Origin of the sequence: Pandoraea bronchicola (assembly GCF_902459805.1) — a bacterium.
Taxonomy (GTDB): domain Bacteria; phylum Pseudomonadota; class Gammaproteobacteria; order Burkholderiales; family Burkholderiaceae; genus Pandoraea; species Pandoraea bronchicola.
Genome location: NZ_CABPST010000002.1, coordinates 332745 through 349907 on the forward strand (window position 1 = coordinate 332745; position 17163 = coordinate 349907).

The window sequence follows — 17163 nt, forward strand, 5'->3', positions numbered from 1 at the left end:
CTCAGACCCTCGGATCAGGCAGCGTTGGCTGTGGCTGCGCTGCCCTCGAGCGTGCCAAAACGGGCGTATTCGCCCAGGCCGTCCGGCCATTGCGTGAGAACCTCGAAGCCCGTTTCGGTCACGGCCACCATGTGCTCCCACTGCGCCGACAGCGAGCGGTCGCGCGTCACGACAGTCCAGCCGTCCGCCAGTTGCTTCGTGTCCGGCTTGCCGACATTGACCATCGGCTCGATGGTGAAGATCATGCCCGGCCGCAGCGTAAGCCCCGTGCCCTGACGTCCGTAGTGCAGCACTTGCGGATCGTCGTGATACGTGGTGCCGATGCCATGACCGCAATAGTCGCGCACGATGCTGAAGCCCTCACGGTGCGCCACGGTCTGGATCGCATGACCGACATCCCCCAGCGTTGCACCGGGACGCACGGCGCGAATGCCTGCGAGCATTGCTTCGTAAGTCGTGTCGACCAGACGTTTGGCGAGAATGCTCGGTTTGCCTGCGTAGTACATGCGGCTCGTGTCGCCGAACCAGCCGTCTTTGATGAGGGCGACGTCGATGTTCACGATATCGCCGTCATGCAGCTTCTTCTCGCCGGGAATGCCGTGGCACACGACGTGGTTCACCGAGGCGCACACCGTCTTCGGATAGCCGTGATAACCGATGTTCGCGGGGATCGCCTTCAGTTCGTTCACGATGAAGTCGTGACAAATGCGGTCGAGTTCATCGGTCGTGACGCCCGGCTTGACGTACTCGCCGATCATCGCCAGGACCTGTGCGGCCATTTCACCTGCGCGACGCGACAGAGCAATTTCTTCTTTCGAGCGAATAACAACGCGTTCGCGCACCATTAGGCCACCTTGTTGAATGCGGTGACAGGCGCACCGGTTGCAGAGGGATCGATGGCACCGGCCTCACCGGCTGGCGCACTATCGAATTCGATGAGCTTGCGGCAAATGTCGCCGTAGCTCAGCGAGGGATTCAGTTCGGCGAGCATGCCGACACGCAGCCAATGCTCGGCTTGCGCATTGATCGAGCGGCTGAGCGCGCCGCTGGTATTGCGCAGCGCCTCATGCATTTGCTCCGAGATTTTGACGATACCCATGTTGCGGACCTTATATATACGAAATGACTACGAAACGTATATTATCAGGCTTGCGCGAAATTGTCTCCTCTGACTCCCCGCTCTTTCATTCACTTTCGCTCACTTTCGTTATGTCCCTCCCGACGTCTCGTCGCCACCATCACCATTGGCAGAGGGGGACACCGTGCTCGTGCTCGGCTTCGTCGCGATCATGATGTTCGTTATCGCTGCGCGTTTGGCGACGGTCCAGCTTTCGTCCGATACCGTTCGACTATCATGATGCGCAGCAGCGAGAGTCGACAGCCGCGTCAAACCTCGTCCAACATCCGCCGATGTGCCTATGCAAATCGCAGACAGTGAGATTGCCAAAGGTATTGCGCAGCACAAGCCGAGCTGGCTCACCCGCGAGCGCGTGGTGGTTTATAGCGCCGCGGTGCTCTTGTGCCAATGGCTCGCACTCGGCATTTGGGCAGTGCGCTGGATGCTGCACGAGCCCGGCGTCCCCCCTATGGGGGTGGATTTCCGGGTGTTCTGGAGCGCGTCGTATCTGTCGTTGCACGACAGCCCGCAGGCCGCGTTCGACTTGCTCAAGATTGCCGACGTCGAGGACAGCATGTTCCCCGGTCGTTATGCGCCGTGGGTCTATCCCCCGACATTCCAGTTGCTGGTCTACCCGCTCGCCCTCCTTCCCTACGCCCTGTCATATGTGAGCTTTTGCGCCGCGGGCATCGCTTGCGTTCTGTGGGCATTCCGGCCGACGTCCCGGCGCGGATCGTTGCCGTGGATCACTGTTGTGGCATTCCCGGGCATCTGGATCGCAACGGCGCATGGCCAGAATTCGCTGCTCACCGCCGCGCTGGCCGCGGGTGCGTTAGGTCTGCTGGAGCGCCGCCCCTGGCTGGCCGGTGTTTGCGCCGGCATGCTCTTGTTCAAGCCTCAGTTCGCCGTGCTCTTTCCACTGCTGTTCCTCTGCGGACGATATTTTCGAGCGCTGGCTGCGATGACGATGACCGCAACGCTCTTCGTCGCCATCAGTGGTTGGGTCTTCGGCATTCCGCTGTGGATCAAATTCTTCGAGGCGGCGTTGTGGTTCAACTCGACCGTCACCGACAATGTTTCAGGCGGTGTTATGCGGGCGATGCCATCGGTCTTCGCCACCGTCCGGCGCCTCGGAGGGAGCGTGCCGGTGGCGTACGCCGTACATGCGGCCGTTGCGATTCCGGTTGTACTCGCGACACTCTGGCTCTGGACTCGCACGGCTCGCTTCGAAATTAAAGCAGCCGCCGCCGTCATCGCGACACTGATAATTCAGCCGTACATCCTTCATTACGACTTGGCGTGGCTGTTGTTGCCGATCGTCTGCCTGTGCCACGACCGCGCGACCCGACGCGCGTGGACGAACCTCGACCGATTCATCGTCTGCCTCGCCTGGTGTCTACCGCTGCTCTCGCTGCTGCCGTCATACTTCCCCGCCGTGTTGCAGCCGGGAGTCCTCGTACTGCCCGCCATGTTTATCGTGACGATCGCGACAAATTGCCGCAAGGCGTCGCATCCATCTGGAATTTTCTTGGCATGACGAAGTGATATGCCGAACCGCGTGATAGCATCCGAGCTCGTCGTCACGCACGCGGCACGATGCCGCGCACCATGAACATGCCGGTATGGTCACGCAGCAAACGCATCGCATGGGTCGGCCTCGCCGCCATGTGGATGCTGCTTTGCGCGCCGCTGATCAGCCAATATCTGCGCGCTCATCCGTCATCGATCGACGACGCGCTGTCAAGTGCGTTCTGCACCGGTCTGGACGAAACAGCAGCGCAAGGAAGGCACACGCCGGTATCCCATGGCACCGGCGCAAGCGCCGCCTGCGGGTATTGCTCGCTGCTCGCCCACACGCCACCGCTGCCACCCTTCCCGCTGACGCTGGCAGGCATTCATCTCGGCAATGTGCGCCCCGCGCCGTCATCGGCGCTTACCGTCACAGGCGCACCGCGCCGCCTCACCCCGCCCTCCCGCGCGCCGCCACTTGCCTGAGCGCCGCTAGCCGTGCGTTGCACGTTCGTCGTGCGTCGCCTGCCGACGTCGATGGCGCTGCACCTCGGCCATCCCGACCGACCTGAAGACACGCCGTTGCCCGTGAAGGACGACGGCTTGCATGCGTTTGCCTGCTGTCACGCCAACGGGCGTGACGTAAGCGCGCGTGCCGACAACAACACTACAAGACAGCGTCATGAAAACGTCATTTCCTATGCGCACCGCCGTGGCGGGCGCTATCGGCACGCTATGCGCCCTCGCGCAAGCCGCTGAGACCGACATTATCGCTTCGCGGCCTATCGAGCTGCCTGCCACGCAGGTGCAGGCAACCAACGTCACACCACTGGACGAACCGGTGCAGGCCGGCAGCCGGCTAGGCCTATCGATCAAGGAAACGCCCGCCAGCGTCGAGATCATCGACCGCCAGCAACTTGTGGAGCGCGGCGACGCGAGCATCATCGATGCGGTGAGCCGTGCGACAGGCATCAATGCGTCACCCCATCCGGGCAATGGCGGGTCAGAACTGGGGGCGCGGGGCTTTGTCGGCAACGCGTCGGTCACGCAACTCTACGACGGTGTGCGGCCGTACGGCGCCATCGGCGTCACGTTCCCGTTCGACACCTGGTCGGTCGAGCGGATCGAAGTGTTACGCGGTCCGGCCTCGGTCATCTACGGCGAAGGCGCCATTGGCGGCGTGGTCAACATCGTGCCCAAGAAGGCCGAGCAGACGCCCATCGAAAACGAGATTCAACTCGGCATCGGCACCGAGAAGACCGGACGTGCCGCGTTTGGCAGCGGCGGCGCGATCAACGACAAGCTCTCCTACCGTTTCGACGCCAGCGCCAATCGCTCCGACAATTGGGTGGACCGGGGCGATTCGCGCAACGCGTCGTTCTCGGCGGCCATCAAATATGATTTCACGCCGCGCTTGTCGGTCACGGCGTCGCTCGCCGAAGGCAATCAGCATCCGATGCAGTACTTCGGCGTGCCGACGGTCGGCGGCAATCTCGACCCGGCAACCTACAAAAAGAACTACAACGTCGACGATGCGCTGATCACTTACCGGGACAGTTGGGCAACGCTGGCTGCCTCCTGGCGGCCGGCGGATAACCTCACCATTTCCAGCACGCTGTATCGCATGAAGAGCAAGCGGCATTGGAAGGACGCCGAGTACTACACGTACATACCTTCTTCCGGACTCGTTCAGCGCAGCAGTTATACCGAAATCCTGCACGATCAGGAGCAGATCGGAAACGTGACGAGCGCGACCCTCAAGGGGCAAGTGTTCGGCATGGAAAACACCGTCTCGACGGGCTTCGAATTCAACCACACCACGTTCCAGCACACGAACAACTCGCCCTACTCGGGCACGTCGCTCGTGGATCTCTACAACCCGGCCCCGGGTGGCTTCATCAACGTGACGGGCACCTATCCCAAGTACCGGTCGCAAGCGAATCAATACGCATTCTTTGCGGAAGATCGATTGAAGGTGACGTCTCGCTGGTCCGTGGTCGGTGGCGTGCGTTACGACCACGCCAGCATCAACCGCGACGATCTCGTCACCGGTGCGGCGTTCTCGAAAGATCTCGGCTATACGGGCTGGCGTGTGGGCACCGTTTATGACGTCACGGCCCATACGAGCGTATACGGACAGTATTCCGTCGCTGCTGATCCGATCAGTTCATTACTGATGCTCACGGCCAGTAAAGCGAAGTTCGATCTGGCCACTGGCAAGCAGATCGAGCTGGGTATCAAACAGGATTGGCTCGACGGACGCGTCGACGGCACGCTATCCCTGTACCGCATCGTCAAGAACAATCTGCTGTCGGTCGATCCGCTCAATCCGTCGCAAAGCTTGCAGGTGGGGCAGCAATCGTCGCGCGGTGTCGAGCTGACGCTGGGGGCGCAACTGACCCGTGACGTCCGGGTCGACGCGAATGGTACGTGGCTGCGTGCGAAGTATGACGAGTTCGACGAGAGTGTGGGCGGGGTCCCGGTGTCTCGCGCCGGGAACGTTCCGGTGAACGTGCCGCAGCAGATGGCAAACCTCTGGATGAGTTGGCGCCTGGCTCAATCGTGGACCGCCAGCGGCGGACTGAAGTACGTTGGCAAACGGTACGCCGACACGGCCAATACGTTGACGCTGCCGTCTTACACGACGGTCGATCTGGCGCTCGCGTGGAAGCCGCGCCGCGATCTCACGCTGACCGGGCGCGTCTACAACGTGTTCAATCGCCACTACGTGCAGACTGCCTATTACAACAACACGCAATGGCTACTTGGCAACGACCGGCGGGCTGAGCTGGTGATGAGTTATCGCTTCTGATTGCTGTGCCCGCGAAGCCAGGGCACGTCGTCGCTGCCGGGCCGGGTTAGTGCGGCAGCGACGGCTGGGCATAGGAAGATTGGTAAGCTCACTCGACTGGCAAGGGCAAGCCGCTTATGCGGCCCCACGGTCACGACTCGCCGTGGATCGGCGCTGTTGTTACGCCGTGATGGCAGGTTATTGCGCACATGGGGCATTCGCCACACGCGCCGAAAACTGTTGTTTTGTCCGTCAAAGCCGCGTATAAGTGGTTGATCGAACATCAAGTCTGACTTTTATCGATCCAGCGTCGATCTCACCGATCTTTGCGAGACACTTCCGATCTCTGAATTTCTTGTTTGTCCGCCACTGGCGCCGCCCGCCGCATTCCGCGATGGTCGCACGCCGGGAAAACCAGGAGTTCGCATGAGTACCGGAATTGTTAAGTGGTTCAACGATGGCAAAGGCTTTGGTTTCATCAAGCCGGATGATGGTGGCGACGATCTGTTCGCGCACTTCTCGGAAATTCAGCCGCAAGGGCGCACTGAATTCCGAAGCCTTCAAGAAAATCAGCACGTTTCATTTGACGTCACGCGCGGCCCGAAGGGCTTGCAGGCTTCGAACATCAAGCCGACCTAATCAGTCCCCTTTGCGGTTCCCTCATGTCACAGCCACTTCGTGCGTTGTGGCATGAAGGGACTTGCACAGCCGGAGGCAGTATGGCCTACGTAATCCCGTTTTACAGGGGCTTCCGCCTAGAGACGTTCGTTTTCCGTCATCAAGACGCCGAGTCGGCCGCGCGCACGCACGACCGGACTTTCGGGGTATCCGTTCGCATCTCCCGAACCACGCTGGAAGATCCCGCGTCGTCAACCGACCCCAAAGTATTTCGCCTCGAGAGCCTGCCGTTCGACTCCATTGGAGAGGCGCGACGTGCGGGGAATAGCTATGCACAGTCGCTGATTGACGACATCGTCCGCGACGGTCTCGTCGAGTCCTGAGATCGCTATGGTCATCGCCCCGAACTGGTTTCTTTATGCCGGGTACCTGCCGCCGGACGGCACCAGACTCTTTACTGTCGCTGCTGTTGCTTATGCCATTGGGTTGAGCCGCAGAAGCCTTGCGACCAAACTGGCCCAGCACCGCCGGATCGCCAGATGGTTTTGCCTGCCCGGTAACGGCGAATACAAGTCGCCCAATTGAGAAGCACGCTTGCCAAAGAAGGCCCTAAGGGCCCACAGAACTCTTACAGGAGCATGTCATGCTCACCCTCTCGACACAGGCCATCACCGTCGCACTCCAGCGCATCGCAGAAAAGAGCGCCAAGCAGCCCTCGGATGCGGTCATCAATGCCCTTCTCGCCCGCGAACTGATCCACCGCGTCGGAAAGCACTTCGAGCCGACACAGTTCGGCCGGTCGTATTGCCGCAACGCCTACGCGGTGCGGCCATCGTGGTAAAGGGCATCAACGGCAAACGCTGATCTCGCGCTTGAAGGCAGGGCATCGGATCACCGACGCCCCGGCCGCCGTTACGGCAGCAACACCTTGTCCACGACGTGGATAACGCCGTTTGACTGCATGACGTCTCCGATCGTCACGCGGGCGACGCTTCCCTTGTCGTCCGTGACGGTCAGGTGATTGCCTTGCTGCATAACGGTGAGCGAATCGCCTTCCACCGTCTTCAGAACTGCCTTCCCACCGCCGTCATTGACGGCCTTCATGAGATCCTGCGCGGTCAACCGGCCCGGGACCACGTGATAGGTGAGCACCTTCACCAGCGTTCCCTTGCTCTCCGGCTTGAGTAACGTGTCAACCGTGCCCGATGGCAGCGCGGCGAACGCTTCGTTGGTCGGCGCGAAGACGGTGAATGGCCCCGGGCTGTTCAGCGTATCAACGAGCCCGCCAGCTTTGACGGCTGCGACGAGCGTCGTGTGATCCTTTGAGTTCACTGCGTTCTGAACAATGGTTTTGGACGGATACATCGCCGCGCCGCCCACCATCACCGTCTTCTCGCCGCCGTCCATCGCCGCCAATGCGGAAGTGACCGCCAGCCCAGAGGAAATCCCGATGCACACGGCCGTCGCGAGAAACTTAACCGATTGATGCATTTTCATGTTCACACCCAATTTGTGAGGCTTCTCAAGATGGAAGCACTGACAAATACGTGTGAAGACGGCGTTCGGATGCACGACCAGATGCTCGATAGCAAGCACCCTTCGAATCCTCGCTCTCGTGTTTGCGTCGACCCGCAGTTAGCGACATCCTGAGCCAGCAGCATCAACCTCATCAGATAATCAGATGACACACTCGAGCGACACTGCTAGCTTGGGCGTGGCGCGTCGGGCGACTGGCCCTGCACGCGATTCGTTCATGCTAGGATCCAGAGACCATCTGGTTGGAGACGAACATGGCTCGCGCTGAGAATACGCACAACGGATATGGATACTCGGTTCAAACACTCATGAAACACGGTGTCGGGAGCGAGCATTTGCAGATATTCGGGTTCCGCGGGTTCGTGTTTATCCCAAATGACACCGATGCCCAGCCTGCTACGCAGATCCCGATTCAATGCCTTGAAGAAGAAGGCTATCGTCGCGAAGACTGGGCGTTGGACGCCGCCATTGACGAAGCAAAAGCCATCATCGACGGCAAGCGTCCACTGAAAGGCCCGACAACGCGACCATAACGTCGCCCCACTCAGCCGGACCAATATCTGCCGCTCGCGGTTCAAGACTGAGCGACTCAACAAGGCGGCTCTGCAGCCGCCACCACTGCCCGACAGGGCTTCAAACTTGCCAGAAATCCCCAGTTTCGGGTGCTACGGTTTTTCGGGGGAAGGTCAGAGCGCGACTGCCCCTACGACCGTTCAACCTTCTATGGCGTGGATGCACACGGCTACACCGATGACTCCTTTCATAGCGCGGCGCCGGTGATCTGAACTGGACGCGAGCTTTGTGACCAACCCCGCCACCACGTCGACTGCGGCGGGGCTATGCGATTCCCACGGCCCGCGTTGCCCCATATCGCGACTCGCTCGCCATTCGTCTAACGGGTTTGTGGCGCGATATACTTTCGGCTGAAATTCTCTAAGCACCTACGTACGGACTTCGCGGTTCGCCAAGGAGAGGCTGCAGCATGGACCGGATGGCGGCAATGGAAACGTACGTCAGTGTCGTCGAGGCGGGTTCGTTCTCGGCGGCCGCAAAACGGCTCAAGCTCGGACAGCCGGCCGTCTCAAAGTCAGTCGCACAGCTCGAAGCGCGGCTCGGAGTGCGACTTCTTTTGCGCTCGACGCGCGGCCTAACCCCCACCGATGCCGGTCAGCGTTTCTACGAGCACGCGAGGCGTGCAATCGAGGAAGCGGATCTGGCTGAACAGATGGTGCGCGACATGTCTACCGGGCTATCGGGCGTTTTACGCGTCAGCGCAGCAGTGACCTTTGCACGCCTGCATGTCCTGCCCGCGCTCAAGGTCTTTATGGACCGTCACCCGAATCTGCAAATGGATGTCGTGCTTGACGACCGTACCATCGATTTGCTTGAAAGAGGTGTGGACGTTGCGTTGCGCATGGGTTCGCTTGACGATTCGGCCATGACCGCGCGGCGCATTGCGCGGAGCCGGAGGCTCGTCGTGGGAACACCCGGCTACTTCGCGAAAGCCGGTGTGCCCAGATCTCCCGCAGATTTGAGCCAGCACCAGGCCGTGGTTTATTCGTTGCGGGGGGGAGGCGAATCCTGGTCGTTTAGCCAGAACGGAAAGGAAGTGGCTGTGGTCGTTTCGGGTCGCATGAGTGTTAGCGCAGCCGAGGGCGTCCGGACGACGGTGCTGGGCGGCATGGGTCTCGCGATCGCATCGGAATGGATGTTCTCCCCGGAGCTCGCTGACGGCACCGTTCAGGCGGTGTTGCCCGACTGGGAGCTGCCCCCAATCGACCTGTGGGCAGTCTTCCCCGCCGGGCGCCTGGTGAGTGAGAAGGCCCGAGCGTTCGTCGCCTTTGTCGAAGAGATACTCGCTGCCGCTGGCAGCAACAGCGTTACGCCATCAGAAGGCGAGCTTGCCGATTGACGATCCGCCGTCGACATATAGGGTCTGACCGGTCATAAAAGCGGATCCGTCAGAAAGCAGGAATTGAATTGTCGCGGCAATCTCTTCTGGCCGGCCGAAGCGGCCCATGGGCACTGCGGAGAGATACCGTTTCTCCCCCTCACTGCCCGGGGGATTGTTGGCGCGAAACAGTTCCGTCTCCGTCGGCCCCGGCGCGACGGCGTTCACCGTAATTCCCGTCCCAGCCAGTTCCAGCGCCCACGATCGGGCAAAACTCACCAACGCAGCTTTCGCCGCTGCATAAGCCGTGCGCTGTGTGATTCCGAGAATGGTCAGGCTGGAAATGTTGACGATTCGGCCCCAGCCGCGTGCACGCATACTGGGAAGCAGCGCCTGCACGGTCTGCACGGCGGGATGGAGATTGAGCGCGAGAACGTCGTCAAGATCGTCAAGCGCAACGTCATCCAGACGCTGGGGTCTGACCAACCCGACATTGTTCACCACTCCATCAATGGAGTATCGACGCACGAGATCCTGGAGAACCGCGTCGGTCGCACCACGGTCGGCGAGATCGACGCGCACCAGCTCGCCCGGAAAGTCGCTTGCTTCGCGGGCGAGGCCCACCACGTGGTGACCATCGGCAATCAGCCGTTCTGTCAACGCGAGGCCAATGCCCTTGGTCGCGCCGGTTACGAGAAATGTGCGCTGAGTCATGAAATATCCTCTACAAACGGTAAGGAGTCGAACAGCCGGTCTGGGTTATCCCCGACGTGGCATCTTGCCTGTTGAGCGTCGACTGTTAAGCGGTAAGGCTCAGGCGTTGGCCGTCGCCTTTTCCAGAACCGGGAATATGTCCGAAGGGTCCGGACGACGCGTGTAATCCGGGTTGACTTCCGAATACAGCACGATCCCATCCTGTCCGATAACGTAGCGCGCGGGCATCGGCAGAGTCCAGCTCGGGTCGTTATTGAACGCCGGCAGATCGTTCTTCAGGTTCTTGTACAGATCGATCAGATAGTCGGGCAACACGAAACGCAGTCCGAAGTCGGCGCCCGTTTGACCGTTCGCGTCGCTCAGCACAGGGAAGCCCAGTTTGTTGGTGCGCACCGATTTGCGGCTATTGACTGGCGTCTGCGGTGAAATCGCCACCACGTTCGCGCCAAAGGCCTGAATCTCCGCAAGCACTTCGTTGATGGCCTGCAATTCGATGTTGCAGTACGGGCACCACACGCCGCGATAGAAGGTCAGCACCAACGGGCCTTTCGCCAGCAACGCAGCGGAAGACACGTCGTTGCCGTCCTGATCTTTGAGGTTGAAATGCGGCGCGCGGTCGCCGGCCTTGATCGCACGGCCAGCCTGCCCGCTCGCAATCAGTGCCGCCGTGGCACGTTCCATCACCGGATGAATCTCCGACGGTGCGTTGAACGGCGGTTTGCCCGCCTTGAAGTCGGCCCGGAATGCGTCGAGTTTGTCTTGCAGTGACATAAGAGTTCTCCGTCGAGAGGAATAGGTGAATTGTGGAACCCACGAGCTAGTGGATTCAGGCTGCGTTCTGCGCTGCTGCCATGCGCGCCACTTCGGCCGCAGTGATGCCCTCGAGCGCCAGACCGTATCCGATGCCTTCGTCGATCACACGACGCAGGCGTTGGGTAAGTCCGATGCGGGTGTATTTTGTGGTGAGCGGCGGCTGCTCTGCGAGCTTCGCAGCGATGGCGTGCGCACGTTCCAGCAGTTGACCCGCAGGCACGATCTCGTTGACCACGCCCAGCGACTTCGCCTCCCTGGCATCGAGCTTTTGCTGCGTGAGAACGAAGTACCGGCCGCGAATGCTGCCGATCATTTCCGGCCACAGCAGATGGATGCCATCGTTGGGAGCGATGCCGAATGCGGCGTGCGGCATGTCCTGGAACACCGTCTCGGGCGTCGCCACCACGATGTCGCACAGCAGGACGTATTCCGAATGCAGCAGAACCGGGCCGTTCAGCGCGGCAATCATCGGGATTTCGATGTCCAGGATGTTCATCAGGATCTTGCGGCCTTCACGGAAGATCTTGTCGTAGCCGCGCGGCGTAAAGAAGTCGAAACCTTCCGGCGAGATCGCATCCATGAATGCGTCGCCGCTACCCGTCAGGATGACCACCCGGTTATCCGGGTCTTCGCCGATCTGGTGGAACATGTCGGTGAACTGCTCATGCGTGTGGCCATTGAAGACGAGCTTCGCGCCGTCGGTATGAAAACGGACTTCGAGCACGCCCTCCGGCGTACGGGTCAGCTTGGCATTGGGGTAAGCGTTTTGATAACGGTCGAACGCGGACATGGCAATTCCTCGGCGAACTTGGGTATGGGGCTGGACGGGAGCCGCGAGGGGCTCCGCGAGACGGCTTAGGCAGCGACCGGTTTGGTCCACTCGTTGCCGGCCATGAAGCCGTCGAGTTCGGTGTGAACGATGTGGTTGGTGTAGTTGCTCATCACCTTGGTCGCTACGCCCAGAATCACTTCGAGGACGTTCTGACGCGTGTAGCCAGCAGCGAGAAACGCGTCGACTTCGGCGTCCGGGGCGAATCCCCGCTCGCGAACGACAAGCGATGTGAAGCGATGCAGCGCTTCGAGCTTTGCATCAGGCAGCGGTGTGCCGGCACGCAGTGCGGCGATCACACCTGTATCCATCTTGATCATCTTTGCCAACGCACTGTGTCCGGCCATGCAATAGTGGCAGTTGTTCTCGAAGTTCGACGTGAGGTAGACGACCTGCTGTTCGTGCGGTGTCAGTGTGCTTTTCGAGAACAGATCCCACAGGGCCGAGTAGCCGGCCAGCAGTGCGGGCGACTCCGCCATGTGCGCCTGCAGGTTGGGAACGAAGCCGAAGGCGCGCTTCGTGGCTTCGAGGCTGGCCTTCGAGGCGGCCGGTGCGTTATCGATCGTGTAGGTTTGGAAGTTGCTCATCGTTTTGCTCCTGTGGGTTGACGATGAGCAAATGATGAAGGTCGACGCGTTTTCGAAGAAGGCGGGCACCGTCGATAACACTCATTCCTGAACGGCATAAAGCGGTGGTTGTGCCATTGACGTGCACATGCCCAAAGAAGGCAGTCTGCCTGACCCAACCGGATAGATGCCTCAATTCTGGTCGACCAGGCTTCGGCACATCACTGTCAGGTCAGGATAAGGGCGGGTATTTCAAATGGGGCACGTAATGAAGCTGAGCGATGCGATCATCAATGTTTTTGAATTGGATGACGAGGCCACTGTTTATGCAGTTGAGCCGTGGGGGCCGGACTCGGAAGTCGCGTTGGTCCGTCACCCCGGAACTGAAGGTGTTCCGGAATTGGTTGTGGAAGCAGGGATGACGTATTTTCTAGAAGTGCATATCGTGCAACAGTTCTTGGAGGATTGGATCACTCCATTGCGTGAGAAGCCGACTCTTCCAGCAATCGTCCAGAGAGTGATCGACTATGCGATCAATGATGCCTAGGGCAAATTCCCTCGTGAGAGATAGGTCGACTTGACTGCCGAGCTTCCCGACTACAGATGTCCGCATCGGGTCGAAAGCGGACATCCAACCCGCTCAATACGTCCCGCCGCACTCCCCGCCCCCCATATAGCCCGCTCCCGCGGGCTTTTTTGTGCACACCGTTATATTACGGCTCGGCCTGACATCGACCGGAAGCGTCCATTTGGTCACTCACATTCGCTTGATCTCGATCGACTGCAGGCGGATGGCCCCATTTTTTTTCGCGAAAATGAACTGCGGGCCCACAAAAATCCAATCGTACGGACCCCGTTCGCACAACGACGGGGTCCATACGAGATCATCCGATAGTGCCTGCTCAACGTTATATCGTAATCTCTGAGACACGTCGGCAATCGTGGCGCCGACCTTCACGCCGTTGGGCATGACCGCGCCCGACCCCGTTGCCACAATCATTTCGACTTCCTGAGATGCGAGCTTCAGATTAATCGATAAACCTCGATAGGTTTGTTGTTCCACTCGGTATGGCCCGGCACTTCCCGGAACCGAGAAAATGCGTACCCGGTGAGGTTTCCCAATGGCCCGCTCGACAGCAGCTCTTCCGTCCCGGTAGTGCACGTTTGCAATCGCGAGATCGATTTGCGGAAAGCAGTATTCGCTTGCAGATGCAGCCGCCGCAGGAAGTGCCCATAGTGCAGCAGAGAGTCCCAGCGCCATAAGCACGGAATGGGTGCAGCCAGTATTGAGGCTGCCGAATGCAGCGCGTATCGCCATTTCGATTTCCAGTCGATGGACCGATGGCAGTTTATATGGCGCGTCTGGTGCGGGCCAACCAGGGCGCTGCAACCTTCGTAACGCATGCAACTCATTTCTTTGCGCCTGATGTAGCGGCATGACCTCTTCGGAGAAACTCGACCGCCCGTTGCGAAACAAAAACGCCCAAACCGCCCCGCTTGGTCTTCCAAAGCCCGCCCCGAGCGGGCTTTTTTACACCCGCGCTCTCTGCGCTTTTTCAATTGCGTACCCATCGTCGGCGCCGCGGCGCAAAAATGGATCCGTCATCTCGAAATCGCTCGGCGTCGGTAGTCGGCCATGAGCGGCCCTTCGTGATCGCCGTTAGCGGTCGTTTGAGCGACGGCTAAGCATCGATCCGCGGTCTTTCCACCGTCCGATGACAGCAAGGTCGTCACCTACTAAATTGCCTTTCAGCAACATCGCAAATTTGTCGAAGAAATGGTCGCGCAGATAGGGCCTGCCGTCGACGTTGCAACCCATCTTGATCAACTTCGGGCCCATTGACTCAATGGACAGGCGATCGCACTAACCTACGGCGCAGATATAATCTCGCACTATCTGCAGTCTAATAGACGCTCAAAAACACTACAACGCACGAACAACGGGACCTTGAGATGACCCCTCACGACGCCGCCACGAACTTGGCCGCAACTTGTAAAACGAGAGACTTGAACGAAGCGGATACCCGGCACCAGATAATCGACCGCATCCTGCACGAAGTCCTCAGTTGGCCTCGGACGCGTACAAAATGCGAGATGTATATAAAAGAAGGATTTGCCGACTACGTCTTGGTCGGGGCAAATGAGGTTCCTATTTTTTTCGTAGAGGCCAAGAAAGAAGGTGCCTATTTTGAGCTTCCACAAGTCATCTATGCCAAAGGCCGTCAATCATCACATGTCTCAATAAAAACGCTGTTGACCGTTCCTGAAATCAACGAAGCGATGCATCAGGTTCAGCAGTACTGTGTGAATAAAGGTTGTGAGTTCGCAGCAGTTACCAACGGTCATGTTTGGGTAATTTTTCGCACATTCAAACTTCGCCAGGACTGGCGCACTCTGAACGCATTCGTAATACGGTCGATTGATTACTTCGAGCAAGAGTTCGCGGATGCGCTACGTTGGTTGGCATACGACTCAATCGTCTCAACCGATTCGATCAACAAGCTATTGTCCACCGATCGAGAATCCAATAAGCCACGCTATTTCCCAAAGGAAGACGTTGGTGTGTATAAAACCCTCGTGGATACAAACGAGTATGCCCGACTCCTCCGACCCATCACTGATCGCTATTTTGGTGTCATTGATGCAGATGATAGCGACTTCATGGATCATTGTTATGTTTCGGAGAGAGCTTACGATGCTGTCTTTGAAGCAACCAGGGAAAAAATAGTCGATTCCATAACTCCGTATCTTCACCAATTCGGAGTGACCGATTTTTCGGACAACGGCAATGGCGGGGAGTTTGGCGAACGACTTGAGAAAAACATTATAAAAACGAAAGGAACGGATGTCGTCATTCTTTTCGGCAGCAAAGGAGTTGGAAAGTCGACATTTCTGAAGCGTCTGGTGAACTACGGGCAGCCAGATCTGGTAAAAAACAATGCAATCATCTGTATTGTTGATCTGTTGAGCACGCTTCAAGACACCTCAGAAATAGCAAAGACGGTGTGGGAGAAGATTGTAACTGAATTAGACCACGACCATTTGCTAGATAGCAACGCGACATGCCTGTCGACAATATTCAACGAGTTGTATGACTCCGCGTTGAAGACTGATCTATACGGGCTGCGCCCCAACACTGAAGCTTTCCATGCTGCGCTCAATCCGCTTGTTAGAGAGTGGCGGCAGAACGGACCTCTCTGTGCCACCCAGCTTGCCAAGCATAATCGTGCTCAGAACCGTGTTCCCGTTATCATTATCGACAACACGGATCAGTTCTCTTACGAGCAGCAAGAGTTTTGTTTTTCCCTTGCGCAGGATGTCGCGAAGAAGCTCGAATGCCTCGTCGTGATTTCAATGCGAGAAGAACGGTTCTATCAGTCTTCGCTCCATGGTTTGCTCGATGCTTACCAAAACTCTGGGTTTCACATCACTGCGCCTTCGCCGCGTGATGTATTCTTGCGGCGCATAACTTATGTGAGAGGTTTGCTCTCCGCGAGTCGAGAGGAGCGTGAGCGACTCAAAATCTTCATTCCCGACGGCGACGAGCGAATCAAAGGTATCGTTAGCCTATTGGATGTCCTGCGCGCCGAATTTGAAGCTCCTAATTCGCACTTGGCGTCAATCTTAATTGCATGCGCTCATGGGAATATTCGGCTCGCTCTAGATTTGTTTAGAGGGTTTATCCTATCTGGGTACACAAACGTTAGGGAAATTACATCGACATCCAATCTTTGGAAATTCCAAGTTCATCAGGTATTGCGCCCACTAATGATTCCGCAGCGATTCTTTTACGAAGAGGATGTAAGTCACATCATTAACATTTTTCAGGTTCGATCAAAAACGCGCGGCTCTCATTTTACCGGGCTTCGAATTCTTAATAAACTAACTGAGAATCAAGATCCAACGAACCTCCCTTTTCTTCCGATCGCCTTCGTTCAGGAGGAATTTGTTGATATCTTCAAAATGCGCGACGATTTTGTGCGGTGCGTCGACAAATTTCTAAAAATGGGGATGATTGAGGCAAACAATCGGCTGGACGAATATTCGGATAATCTTGATTCCATTCGCATTACAGAATTTGGCGCTTTTGTTCTGAAGGATCTATATAAAAGATTTACATATATCGAGCTTGTATGCGGAGATTGCGCAGTATTCGATCGGCGCACGGCTTCTGAGATTGCAACAATTACAGCCGATGAATATCGACTGTTTAATCTTAATAAGCGCCTTGAGCGAGTAAAGAAGCGACTCGAAAAAACGCAGATATTCCTAAACTATTTGAGAGAGCAGGAGCTCAGTGAACTAGCTGCGTTAGGCGCAACAGGCGCAAGTGAGTTTATGCCCGCAGCACTGGCTGCATTCAATAACGAGCGAGAAACCGTGCTGCAAAGCGCGAGCAGGAGCGTTCGCAAAAAGCCATGAATCCTGCAGATCGACCGCTAGCTCCATCAACACCGCATTAGTCGATCGTCTAGTCCAACGGCGGCGAGGTGGCGCTCGCGTCATGGGCGTCTCTAGTAGGCGCTAGCGCCCAGCCGGCTGGTCTTCGCACGGATACCCTGTGCGTGGTGATATTTATTTGGTGCTGTTCGCATGCGCAGACGCATTGTGGCCGATGGACATCTGAACGGCTGTTCCGAAGATGAGCGTGGCCGTCCGGCGTCGGACACTTCGAACGACCACAATGGGTCGAAAGCGGACTACCCGAAGCCCGAGAGCAACGCCCCCCATAGCCTCCCTCCCTACGGATGATCAACTTGCGCTCCTACCAATCAAAAT

20 protein-coding genes are annotated in these 17163 nt (G+C 58.0%); 11 read left to right on the forward strand and 9 right to left on the reverse strand.

The features are described 5' to 3' along the window. Positions 1-14: 14 nt before the first annotated feature. A complete protein-coding gene (gene map / locus PBR20603_RS05615; RefSeq protein ID WP_174977792.1) occupies positions 15-845 on the reverse strand; it encodes a type I methionyl aminopeptidase in 831 nt (276 codons plus the stop codon). Continuing rightward, positions 845-1099 carry a ParD-like family protein gene (locus tag PBR20603_RS05620; RefSeq protein WP_150558564.1) on the reverse strand — a complete coding sequence of 85 codons (255 nt, stop codon included), beginning with the start codon at positions 1097-1099 and terminating at the stop codon, positions 845-847. The genes map and PBR20603_RS05620 overlap by 1 nt, the downstream gene beginning before the upstream one ends. Before the next feature lie 319 nt (positions 1100-1418). On the opposite strand from PBR20603_RS05620, the gene PBR20603_RS05625 reads away from it, so the two are divergent. After that, a complete protein-coding gene (locus PBR20603_RS05625; protein ID WP_150558565.1) occupies positions 1419-2654 on the forward strand; it encodes a glycosyltransferase family 87 protein in 1236 nt (411 codons plus the stop codon). A gap of 71 nt (positions 2655-2725) precedes the next feature. Then, positions 2726-3112, forward strand: coding sequence for a DUF2946 domain-containing protein (locus PBR20603_RS05630; protein ID WP_174977793.1), 387 nt, complete (start codon positions 2726-2728; stop codon positions 3110-3112). A gap of 6 nt (positions 3113-3118) precedes the next feature. On the opposite strand, the gene PBR20603_RS05635 is transcribed toward PBR20603_RS05630, so the two are convergent. Then, on the reverse strand, positions 3119-3310 hold the full coding sequence (locus PBR20603_RS05635; protein ID WP_150558567.1) for a hypothetical protein: 192 nt from the start codon (positions 3308-3310) through the stop codon (positions 3119-3121). Between PBR20603_RS05635 and PBR20603_RS05640 the strand changes: the two genes are divergently transcribed. The 5 genes from PBR20603_RS05640 (at position 3309) to PBR20603_RS05660 (ending at position 6876) form a co-directional block, all read left to right on the forward strand. Beyond that, positions 3309-5438, forward strand: coding sequence for a TonB-dependent receptor (locus PBR20603_RS05640; RefSeq protein ID WP_246174415.1), 2130 nt, complete (start codon positions 3309-3311; stop codon positions 5436-5438). The genes PBR20603_RS05635 and PBR20603_RS05640 overlap by 2 nt on opposite strands. A 405-nt stretch (positions 5439-5843) precedes the next feature. Beyond that, positions 5844-6056 carry a cold-shock protein gene (locus PBR20603_RS05645; protein WP_150558568.1) on the forward strand — a complete coding sequence of 71 codons (213 nt, stop codon included), beginning with the start codon at positions 5844-5846 and terminating at the stop codon, positions 6054-6056. Between the two features lie 80 nt (positions 6057-6136). Beyond that, positions 6137-6418: a hypothetical protein gene (locus PBR20603_RS05650; protein WP_150558569.1), complete on the forward strand. Its 282-nt coding sequence runs from the start codon at positions 6137-6139 to the stop codon at positions 6416-6418. A 7-nt stretch (positions 6419-6425) separates the two neighbouring features. After that, on the forward strand, positions 6426-6620 hold the full coding sequence (locus PBR20603_RS05655; protein WP_150558570.1) for a hypothetical protein: 195 nt from the start codon (positions 6426-6428) through the stop codon (positions 6618-6620). Between the two features lie 58 nt (positions 6621-6678). Beyond that, on the forward strand, positions 6679-6876 hold the full coding sequence (locus tag PBR20603_RS05660; protein WP_010808136.1) for a hypothetical protein: 198 nt from the start codon (positions 6679-6681) through the stop codon (positions 6874-6876). A gap of 71 nt (positions 6877-6947) precedes the next feature. On the opposite strand, the gene PBR20603_RS05665 is transcribed toward PBR20603_RS05660, so the two are convergent. Continuing rightward, positions 6948-7532, reverse strand: a complete 585-nt coding sequence (locus PBR20603_RS05665; protein ID WP_217425948.1) for a fasciclin domain-containing protein — start codon at positions 7530-7532, stop codon at positions 6948-6950. Positions 7533-7825: 293 nt separating this feature from the next. On the opposite strand from PBR20603_RS05665, the gene PBR20603_RS05670 reads away from it, so the two are divergent. Next, on the forward strand, positions 7826-8104 hold the full coding sequence (locus tag PBR20603_RS05670) for a hypothetical protein (RefSeq protein ID WP_150558571.1): 279 nt from the start codon (positions 7826-7828) through the stop codon (positions 8102-8104). Between the two features lie 449 nt (positions 8105-8553). Further along, positions 8554-9483 carry a LysR family transcriptional regulator gene (locus tag PBR20603_RS05675; protein ID WP_150558572.1) on the forward strand — a complete coding sequence of 310 codons (930 nt, stop codon included), beginning with the start codon at positions 8554-8556 and terminating at the stop codon, positions 9481-9483. Here the strand turns inward: PBR20603_RS05675 and PBR20603_RS05680 are convergent. The 4 genes from PBR20603_RS05680 to PBR20603_RS05695 form a co-directional block, all read right to left on the reverse strand. Beyond that, positions 9460-10176, reverse strand: coding sequence for an SDR family oxidoreductase (locus PBR20603_RS05680; RefSeq protein ID WP_150558573.1), 717 nt, complete (start codon positions 10174-10176; stop codon positions 9460-9462). The two genes, PBR20603_RS05675 and PBR20603_RS05680, sit on opposite strands and share 24 nt — an antisense overlap. A 99-nt stretch (positions 10177-10275) precedes the next feature. After that, complete coding sequence (locus PBR20603_RS05685; RefSeq protein WP_150558574.1) at positions 10276-10947, reverse strand: peroxiredoxin-like family protein; 672 nt, start codon at positions 10945-10947, stop codon at positions 10276-10278. A gap of 55 nt (positions 10948-11002) precedes the next feature. Beyond that, on the reverse strand, positions 11003-11779 hold the full coding sequence (locus PBR20603_RS05690; protein WP_150558575.1) for an enoyl-CoA hydratase/isomerase family protein: 777 nt from the start codon (positions 11777-11779) through the stop codon (positions 11003-11005). Positions 11780-11844: 65 nt separating this feature from the next. Further along, positions 11845-12405 carry a carboxymuconolactone decarboxylase family protein gene (locus tag PBR20603_RS05695; protein WP_150558576.1) on the reverse strand — a complete coding sequence of 187 codons (561 nt, stop codon included), beginning with the start codon at positions 12403-12405 and terminating at the stop codon, positions 11845-11847. Between the two features lie 247 nt (positions 12406-12652). Between PBR20603_RS05695 and PBR20603_RS05700 the strand changes: the two genes are divergently transcribed. Continuing rightward, positions 12653-12931, forward strand: coding sequence for a hypothetical protein (locus PBR20603_RS05700; RefSeq protein WP_150558577.1), 279 nt, complete (start codon positions 12653-12655; stop codon positions 12929-12931). A gap of 210 nt (positions 12932-13141) precedes the next feature. On the opposite strand, the gene PBR20603_RS05705 is transcribed toward PBR20603_RS05700, so the two are convergent. Then, positions 13142-13702 carry a hypothetical protein gene (locus PBR20603_RS05705; RefSeq protein WP_143811743.1) on the reverse strand — a complete coding sequence of 187 codons (561 nt, stop codon included), beginning with the start codon at positions 13700-13702 and terminating at the stop codon, positions 13142-13144. Between the two features lie 689 nt (positions 13703-14391). On the opposite strand from PBR20603_RS05705, the gene PBR20603_RS05710 reads away from it, so the two are divergent. Continuing rightward, positions 14392-16806 carry a hypothetical protein gene (locus PBR20603_RS05710; RefSeq protein ID WP_150558578.1) on the forward strand — a complete coding sequence of 805 codons (2415 nt, stop codon included), beginning with the start codon at positions 14392-14394 and terminating at the stop codon, positions 16804-16806. The last annotated feature ends 357 nt before the right edge of the window (positions 16807-17163 follow it).

What these genes read in the sequence shown, in the direction of transcription:
- map (WP_174977792.1), bottom strand. Translation starts at nt 845, where the DNA reads ATGGTGCGCGAACGCGTTGTTATTCGCTCGAAAGAAGAAATTGCTCTG.
- PBR20603_RS05620 (WP_150558564.1), bottom strand. Translation starts at nt 1,099, where the DNA reads ATGGGTATCGTCAAAATCTCGGAGCAAATGCATGAGGCGCTGCGCAAT.
- PBR20603_RS05625 (WP_150558565.1), top strand. Translation starts at nt 1,419, where the DNA reads ATGCAAATCGCAGACAGTGAGATTGCCAAAGGTATTGCGCAGCACAAG.
- PBR20603_RS05630 (WP_174977793.1), top strand. Translation starts at nt 2,726, where the DNA reads ATGAACATGCCGGTATGGTCACGCAGCAAACGCATCGCATGGGTCGGC.
- PBR20603_RS05640 (WP_246174415.1), top strand. Translation starts at nt 3,309, where the DNA reads ATGAAAACGTCATTTCCTATGCGCACCGCCGTGGCGGGCGCTATCGGC.
- PBR20603_RS05635 (WP_150558567.1), bottom strand. Translation starts at nt 3,310, where the DNA reads ATGACGCTGTCTTGTAGTGTTGTTGTCGGCACGCGCGCTTACGTCACG.
- PBR20603_RS05645 (WP_150558568.1), top strand. Translation starts at nt 5,844, where the DNA reads ATGAGTACCGGAATTGTTAAGTGGTTCAACGATGGCAAAGGCTTTGGT.
- PBR20603_RS05650 (WP_150558569.1), top strand. Translation starts at nt 6,137, where the DNA reads ATGGCCTACGTAATCCCGTTTTACAGGGGCTTCCGCCTAGAGACGTTC.
- PBR20603_RS05655 (WP_150558570.1), top strand. Translation starts at nt 6,426, where the DNA reads ATGGTCATCGCCCCGAACTGGTTTCTTTATGCCGGGTACCTGCCGCCG.
- PBR20603_RS05660 (WP_010808136.1), top strand. Translation starts at nt 6,679, where the DNA reads ATGCTCACCCTCTCGACACAGGCCATCACCGTCGCACTCCAGCGCATC.
- PBR20603_RS05665 (WP_217425948.1), bottom strand. Translation starts at nt 7,532, where the DNA reads ATGAAAATGCATCAATCGGTTAAGTTTCTCGCGACGGCCGTGTGCATC.
- PBR20603_RS05670 (WP_150558571.1), top strand. Translation starts at nt 7,826, where the DNA reads ATGGCTCGCGCTGAGAATACGCACAACGGATATGGATACTCGGTTCAA.
- PBR20603_RS05675 (WP_150558572.1), top strand. Translation starts at nt 8,554, where the DNA reads ATGGACCGGATGGCGGCAATGGAAACGTACGTCAGTGTCGTCGAGGCG.
- PBR20603_RS05680 (WP_150558573.1), bottom strand. Translation starts at nt 10,176, where the DNA reads ATGACTCAGCGCACATTTCTCGTAACCGGCGCGACCAAGGGCATTGGC.
- PBR20603_RS05685 (WP_150558574.1), bottom strand. Translation starts at nt 10,947, where the DNA reads ATGTCACTGCAAGACAAACTCGACGCATTCCGGGCCGACTTCAAGGCG.
- PBR20603_RS05690 (WP_150558575.1), bottom strand. Translation starts at nt 11,779, where the DNA reads ATGTCCGCGTTCGACCGTTATCAAAACGCTTACCCCAATGCCAAGCTG.
- PBR20603_RS05695 (WP_150558576.1), bottom strand. Translation starts at nt 12,405, where the DNA reads ATGAGCAACTTCCAAACCTACACGATCGATAACGCACCGGCCGCCTCG.
- PBR20603_RS05700 (WP_150558577.1), top strand. Translation starts at nt 12,653, where the DNA reads ATGAAGCTGAGCGATGCGATCATCAATGTTTTTGAATTGGATGACGAG.
- PBR20603_RS05705 (WP_143811743.1), bottom strand. Translation starts at nt 13,702, where the DNA reads ATGGCGATACGCGCTGCATTCGGCAGCCTCAATACTGGCTGCACCCAT.